Genomic DNA, 8405 nt, shown 5'->3' with positions numbered 1-8405 from the left:
GCATATATTGGCGAGAGAGCATTTTTCTCAAAGATGATGTCCATTTGCTCTCTCGCCAATATACGCTCCATTACACCTCGCACCATGAGGGTGATGGGAGTTTTTTGGACAAATCTGTCAAATATTGGGCGTTGCTGATTTACGGTATGAACGGCTAAATATGCAAATCATAAAAACCATTGTCCACAAAGCTTCTGGATTTTTGCCTAATTCTTTTTCATACCCTGATTAAGCAACGCCAAATATTGTTTCCGGCATCAACTTTTTCCTCGCTTATCCTATTCCCAGTCTGCGCAAGTGTTCTTCGGAATACACCATCCAGACTAACCTACTGACAGGACTTCCAGACCAAGCTCAGCACACACCTTGACAGGGCTAGCCTCCGTGGGCATAGGGCATAGGGCATACCTCACCACGCTTGAGAACCGCTATAAGAGAGAAATCTGGAATTAGGACGGACACGGAACACCGCCCTTACAAATTATCTAAATGCAGCTATTAGCCTAGGGCTTGAGTAGTCGTTTCAGGTGACATAACTAGGTTTCCGGTTATGTCCATAGTTGCACATTTCAACACTTCGTTAAATGCTAATCCCCGAATCTTGAGTTCCCAACGAATGCCTTTTTCTTTCATTCGCTTGGCTTTGCGCATATCGACATCGGCGGCTTTTTGATGCAGCAGTAAATATTTCATTGCTGCTGTGGCTTCTACTTTCGTGGGAAATGCAATGTAGGTGATATATCCGCCGTCCCAGTGGTTGGCGTTGCGGATGCTACTGATAGTTGCTACTCTGGGACTAAATCGGTTCCAGTAAAAGTCGCTGTAGCCGATCGCCTGTGTGTTCACTTGGAGTTTGTTTGCCATTTGACTTAACTCCTATAATCTTTTGTGCGGGGTTGGCAAGACTAATTTTCTGCTGTTACTATTATAGCAAATTATTGGGAAATTGGTAATTGAGAATTGGGAATATTGCAAAGCGTCAGAAACCGGGTTTCTTACACAATCAGGGTTGGTGGCAAAATATATCGGAAGAAACCCGGTTTCTGGGAACATGACAATTAATGACTAATGACTAATGACTAATGACTAAAATCTCAATTCGTATTCGGCGGTGACGCGATTGTCTCCTTGGAAATTGGTTGAACCTCTGAGCAATATTTTGTCGTTTAAACGATACCGCATATTGAATTCTGTTGGCTGATTTGCTGACAATACTCGAATGATTGATGCTGAAAGATTGCGCGTGATATCGGCCCCGACTTCTAAGCCTATACCGAGGGAACCTGCGCCGGATGCGACCCCTGAACTGGAACTGGCTGTTTGACCTTCATTACCCCTAATTCGAGTCGGAAACAACCGGAATTCGCTCAATCCGGTGGCGTTGGTAATCACGGATTGCAGGTTGTTTAATAATCCTGCACCGGCTAAATTGGCGATCGCCAGTGTACTATCTCCCTGTCCTAAAGTCTGTACGAAACTGCCACCTAGTAGCGCTACAATCTCTGTTTCCGATCGACTTGGAGAACTCCTCAACTCCAGACTTTCCGCCAATTGAGAAGCTTTACCCTGCACTAACGCTTGAATTCGGACACTCCGCACGCTGCCGAAACTTGTCGGTTCGTCGGCTATTTCAGAGGCGACAGATGTTCCCGGAGTGCGGAACCGCGTTACTTCCTGTACCGAAGTTGCTAATCTCACATCCAGCGTCGGATCGAGTCCTTGTCCCGCTACAAAGGTAGCAGTTTGCGGGTATCCCTTATCAAGCTTAAACTGCGTGGTAAACAAATTCACCGCCCCGGAAGTCAACCGAATCGTACCCACAGGGCGAAGGTCATCTAAAGTTCCATTCACCGTCAAACCCCCAGTCGCCTGAAAACTCAATATCGGCGCACTCGTTACCCGCACTCCCCGGCCCAACTTCAGTTGCAAATCGTTGAAGGCAACATCAAAGGAAGGGGAAGGAGAAGCCGAAGGCGTGGAAGGAGAATCGGAAGGCGAAGGAGATGCCGCAGGTGTGGAAGGAGAATCGGAAGGCGAAGCTTCTGTCGCAGGTGTGGAAGGAGAATCGGAAGGCGAAGAAACTAACTGAGTCTTGCCGCCGCCCGCACTTGGGAGAAATACTTCGCCGTCGTAGAGTTCAATGTTACCGCTCAAGCGCGGCCGAAAAGCCGTGCCCCTGGCTTGGATTTGACCGACTGCGCCGCCGCTATACAATCCTTTAAGATTCAAGGCCAGCTTGTCGAGATTGACAGCCAAAGGATTCGCTGCATCGACATCGCCCTCGGCAAAGGGCACCGACAGCGGAATCACGCCCTGCGCCACAACTTCTCCCTTACTCAACTGTCCCCGAATTCCTTCTACCCGAATTCGATCGCCCTCAAAGCGCACCGTCCCAGTCAGCCCTGTCAGCGGTTCTGGAAAGGCGTTCGCCCGGACGGTTGCATTTTCAAAATTTGCAATTCCTTGCGCTACAGGCTCTTGCAGCGTCCCTCCGACACGAATTTGCACCTGTCCCTTGCCGCTAACCCAAGCAACTTGCGGAGTCAAGACATTAATAATTGCCAATCCTTCATTTTTCAAATTCGCCCTCAAATCAATTTGATTGCTGTCAGCTTTCACAGCAGCAAACGGCAACTCAAAAGGCAAACTTCCCTGAACCTCAATCGGTTCGATTTGAGTCACCAAAGCGCTGCCGCCAAAATTGAGGCGGGCGTTGCTGTAACTAAAACTGCCGTCGGCTTGTTTAATCGGTTCTCCATTTAGCGTACCGTCAACCAAACTCAATTCTCCGGTGGCCTGCGGGTTTTCCAAACTGCCGGCCAAGTTCGCCCGCAAATTCAAATTTCCGGTGACATCGACAAAGGGCAATTCTACCAGTTCGGCTACCTTTTCCACCGGCACATTTTCGATTCGCAACTGCCCGGATTGACCTTTTTGCCCCAGTTGTCCCGAAAAGCCGATCGTACTTTTGCCCGATCGAATTTCCAGAGGTAAAATAGTTAAAATCCCGTCCTGAAAACCGCCCTCAATGCTGAACTTTTCAGCGACATATTTTCCCCACTGCCAATTATCGCCCGCAACGTTAAATTGAGCTTGCACGCCCGTTCGCAAAGAACCGGCGACAGAAATTTCCCCGCCAAAAGTCCCCTGCAATTCAGATAGCGGGGGCAATGTTTGCGATTCTGCAATCACCTCCTGCCGCTGCTGCAAAAGCACTTCAATTTCTGCCAAACGGCGCAACTGTTCGATTAGCGGGGCTTCCGGTTCTCCGACTGCTACAGTTTGCACATCGGCGGCGCTAGCGTAAACCGGAGGTTTGAGGCCTCTGGCTAAATCGCCTAAATTGAAATATTGTAAAGCGACTAAAACCTGTTGCAAGTTGCCCTGCTGGATGTTAACTTTCCCGGCAAATTCTGGGTTTGCGCCGGTTTTCACATTGCCCGAAATTAAGTATTGACCGGTACCTTGGCGGAAGATGCCGTTTGTCAGAGTGGCGCTGCCGTTAGCATAGCTGAATTCGGCTTGAAAACTGTCACCTTTAATGTAGCCGATCGCAGGTTGGGCGATCGAAATTTGTCCATTTGCTTGCAAAGTCTGCGGATTTAACGGCATCTTCCAACCGGGCACATTTACTTGTCCCGAAACCGTACCAGTTATCGGCCCCAAACCGACATCTTTCCCCGGCGTGAGATTCAAAGCAGCCAAAGGAAAATCGCTTAAATTGACTCGCAAAGTTTCTCCCTCAGTTTGGCCGCGGGCTACGGATTCTCCCCGTTGAACTAAGAAAGATGTCGGCAGAAAAGATGAATTTAAAGCGACTTCAATTTTGTCTTGGCGACCGGCCAAACGCAAGTCTACACTTTTATCCGAACTCGCACTCACAGTCCCCGCCAGTACAGGATCGAATTCAACTTGATTTACTGCTAAATTCCGCACTTCCACATCGCCAACCAAGCTGAGGGCGGTAAGAGTTCCGGTGAGGCGGCCCGTGAAATCGACATTGCCACGGACAGGCTGATTTTTCTCTGAAGAATTTTTGAGACCAATTGGTCTCAAAAATGCCAACTGTTCTGCTGGCAAGGATTCCAGGTTAAAGTTGGAGAGTTTTACATCCAAATCTAAGTTGGAAATTGAGGGTAATCCTTTACCTTCGAGTTCGACATTCACAAAACCGTTGGCTGTCAAACCCGGAGTTGCAGCTTTTTCTATTTCTACCCGCTTCCCGTCCCAATTAAATACTGCCTCAAAAGGTTGTTTCAAAAACGGCAATTCGGAGATGCGGAAACTGCCGCCGGCGCGAACAGTTTGGGCCGAAGCAGCGGCAATCGGGCCGGATAAATTGACATTGCCGTTAAATATGCCTCGCAATAGCGGGAGATTTTGGGCTTGCGAGACTAAACTGCTGGCTTGCAAGCTTTGGCGCTGGGCTTCAAAGGCTTTCTGGAAGCGACTTAAGGCAATTTGGTCGCCTTCGATTGAGGCGCGCCAATTCCCGGAGGCGGCGCTAGCTATGGCGTTGACAACTCCGCCACCGTTGGCGAGTCGAATTTGTCCGTCGCCCTTGGCGGTGATGCCGTTGGCAGTTAAATTATCTACACTGCCTAAAATTCGGACTTTCCCGTCGAGGGTTCCAGCAATTTCTGGCGGTAAATTGGTTGTCAGTAAACCTGTTTGTTTGAGGGTTTGTTCTAAATTGCTGACTGTAACTCCGTTGGTTTCCAGCAATGCTTCTAAGTTGCCGTTTTCCAATGTGGCTGTAGTATCGATCGCCCCTAGTCGATCGACCAAAACCCGTCCTTCCCCACTAGCACGAATTCCTTTAGCTGTCAAATTATCCAAACTGCCCGCTGCTTGAAATTGGCCGTTAACTCTGCCGTCAAATCCTTTGGGTAAAGTCGCCGTCAGGTTAAACAGTTGAGTATCGCGGACTGTTTTTTCTAAGCGGCTGAGAATAACTCGATCGAGATCCGCGACAGCTTGCCAGCGTCCAGCATCTAATTTTCCCTTAAAATCAACAGTACCGTCAGCAATATTCAGTTTACCGCTGCTGTTTACAGAAACATCGGCGACGCTTGATTTACCAAGACTTCCGGCTGCTTGAATTTGATTAGATATTTGTCCGTCAAGCGATTTGAGATTTTGGATTTTGGATTTTAGATTGTTGATGTTGGCTACAACTTGGGGATTGTCAGCGGTGAAAGCTAAGCCTACATCTAACAGTGGCAACCCTAAATTTACCAGGCTGCTGATGGAAGTGCGATCGGTTTCTGCGATTCCCTCCCAATTTCCCCCCGCTAATCCTCCTTTGAAATTGACATTGCTGCCGCCCAGATTTAGTTGGCCTCTGCCACTGACATCGATTGCGCTAGCCGTCAAATTGTCAAGATTTCCCGAAGCGGTAAATTGACTCGATAGCTGGCCATCAATCGATTTTAGATTTTGGATTTTGGATCTTAGATTGCTATTTTGTTGATTTTCGGGATTGAAGGCCGAAGCCACATCTAACAGCGGCAATCCTAAATCTACCAAGCGACTGATGGAAGTGCGATCGGTTCCTGCGGTTGCTTGCCAATTTCCCGCTGCCAATTCTCCTTTGAGATTGACATTGCTATCGGCAATATTGAGCCTGCCGTTGGCGATCAAATTGATGCCACTAGCGGTTAAATTGTTAACATTTCCCGCCGCTTGAAATTCACCTGCTAGCTGTCCGTCTAACGATTTGAGATTTTGAATTTTGGATTTGAGATTTTCGAGATTGGTGGCGGGTGATCTGTTAGAATTGGCGGGCTGTTCCAGGGCTAAAAATGGCAATCCAATATCAATTAAGCGATTGAGAGCAACTTTTTCTGTCTGCCCAGAAGCTTGCCATTGACCGGATTCGAGTTTGCCATTAACATTAACAATACTGTCAGCAAGATTCAACGTTCCTTTGCCCCTAGCAGCAATACCATTTAAACTCAAATCGTCCAGAGTTCCCGCTGCTTCGGCGGTTCCGGTGAACAAACCTGCTAATTCAGGAGGTAAATCAAGTCCCGGTACGACTTGCTGTAAACTATTTATAGCCACGCGATCGCCCTTGATTATAGCTTCCCACTGACGGTCTTTGAGCGCCGCGTCAACATTCACAGCAGCGTCGCCAATTTTCACAACTGTATTTTGCAAGTCCGCCGAATTGCGGTCTGCTCTAATTTCGCCATTCGCGGGAAAAGTCCCTTGCGGTGCTTGCCATTTAGCTATACCTTGAATGTTGTCTAAGGGGCCGAAAACTTGAGCTTTTGCGGAGACATTGCCAATTTTAAGAGTAGCAGGAATTGGGACAGCGTAAATTTGGGCGATCGCATCTCCGGGTACATTTTCCGCTTGCAAATCAAACACCAAACCCGATCGCGAATTCTCACTTCCCGACGCGAGATATACTTCACCTTTCCCGCCAATTTTACCACCCGCCGCCGGCACTACCAAAATATCGCTCAATGTCAAAGCCAAAGAGGAAAACTGCCCAGTTGACGATGGAGAATTTGGAGTTGGAGTTTGAGCTATTCTCCCCCGTTCCAGTTTAAAATTAGTGCTAACATTGTTTAATTGTAGGCGATCGACTGTAGGGGGTTTTGTCGAGGCGATCGTACCTACCAATACTGGATTTGCAACGGTTCCAGTTAGCTTAGCATCCGCCTTAACTTCTCCCGCCACAGCAACTGGTAATACAACTTTCTGCCCTAACTCTGTTTCCACCGCACTGACAACACTTGCCACAGCTATCGGTGGCACATTAGTTATTAGATTGAATCTAGCTTGTTCGGTATTAAAATTAGCTCCAGTTGCCACTGTTCCTGCTATTTGAAAAGGAATTAAACCGTAATTACCAGTCAAATTATCGACAATCACATTAGTTTCCTGAAACCGCAATTGACCGCTACTATTTTGGATAATCTGTTTCAGCGGTTTGATACTTGCCTGCACTCCTGCAAAACTCGCCACCCCAGTAATTCCAGATAATTTATTGTCTCGGACTTGCACGGTTAAATTGCTATTTGCCAGACCTTTTTGGAGAGAAACGCCGGAAACTTTCAGCAAGCGAGTGATGTCGGATAAAGGTAAGTTTTGCGCTTGCAATAGCACGTTAGTTTGAGCCGCAGGCAATAGAGAATCCGCCTTGACTGCAAAATTGTCATTATTAGTAAACTGACCGTTAAATTCGTAGAGAACGCGCTGATTTTGCTCGCGAAATAGAGCGCTGCCATTTTTCAGAGTTACGGAAATCGGAGCCGAAGTTTTTTGCCCGACTGCGGGACTCGGTACCAAAACTGCGCCGACATTTTCAACTCGAATTGCCTCAATTTCAGTTTTAAATAAACCCGCAGGTTTTGGCTCGGAGGTGGGAATATTAACCCAGCGGCCTTGAGCGTCCTGTTCGATATAAGCGCTGGGTTTAACTAAGGTAATATCTAATTTTAGGGTGCGATTGAACAGCAGTTGCCAGATTGAAAATTGCACTTCCACTGCTTCTGTGGAAGCATAATCTGGATCGGTAGCCGTTGCAGGTACGCTCGATCGACCAAACCGCAAACTCGTCGGAGTAAATCGCTCCAAGCTGCCAATTTGCACTGGCCGCTTCAGTGTCTGACTGACCTCAGATGCCACCAAAGGAGCTAACTTTTCCCGCACCCACTCCCGTGCGGCCACCGCCCCAACCAGGCCGAGAATGCCCACTCCCGTACCGCTAAGCAGCAGGATACGCCACCAGCGGCGCTGAGGATGGGGTGCAAGTTGTTTTTTGTCATCGTCCGAGTTAGTCATGGGTGTTTCTCAGAGCTTGTGAGAATTCAGGGATTGAGGACATCAGCCGATTTGAGACAGGAGAAGGAAGTTCGGCAGCGGATTCGCTCCACGGATGTAATGGATGTAACGGATCGAAGGCAGAAGGAAGAATCAATAAAAGCTCATATTTGTGCAATTAAGAGCGTCCTAACCGTCTTCGTGCTTGCTATATAACTTTTTTGATTCGCTCGATTGTGGCTTCTGCCTTTGGTAGACTGATAACTGAGGCAGGAAGTGCCGATCGTCTACGGGGGCTATGCTAACGCAGACGATCGATCTTCCAGATTTACGCCCCACGCAGGGGCAGACTCCAGAAACCTTGACCGAACTTAATCAAAGCACGCAACATCACCTCAAACCAAGTCCTATAACTCCCCAGAATCCTCTTGAGCCCCGCGCGTGCAGGATTTGGAGTCAATCTCAAATCTTAAATCTAAAATCTCAAACCAAGTCCTCGAACTCCCCCAAATCCTCTCAATCCCGTCAGTACAGAATCTATAGTCAATCTAAAATCTAAAATCTAATATCTAAAATCGACTAATTGGTGACCCGATCGCTTCTAAGATAAAAAAACGGTGGTTAAGAAG

At 47.9% G+C, this 8405-nt stretch carries 2 protein-coding genes; both read right to left on the bottom strand.

Annotated features, from left to right (window positions below; all coding sequences use genetic code 11):
• Positions 1-498: 498 nt before the first annotated feature.
• Entirely contained in the window at positions 499-864 is a 366-nt protein-coding gene (locus K4039_RS22400; RefSeq protein WP_265238680.1) for a hypothetical protein, read from the bottom strand.
• A gap of 222 nt (positions 865-1086) precedes the next feature.
• Positions 1087-7797: a translocation/assembly module TamB domain-containing protein gene (locus K4039_RS22395; protein WP_265238678.1), complete on the bottom strand. Its 6711-nt coding sequence runs from the start codon at positions 7795-7797 to the stop codon at positions 1087-1089.
• Between the last annotated feature and the right edge of the window lie 608 nt (positions 7798-8405).

This window comes from Lyngbya sp. CCAP 1446/10 (assembly GCF_026130175.1).
Lineage (GTDB): Bacteria > Cyanobacteriota > Cyanobacteriia > Cyanobacteriales > Microcoleaceae > Microcoleus.
Note: the sequence above shows the minus strand (reverse complement) of the source record. Positions and strands in the feature narration are given on the sequence as shown.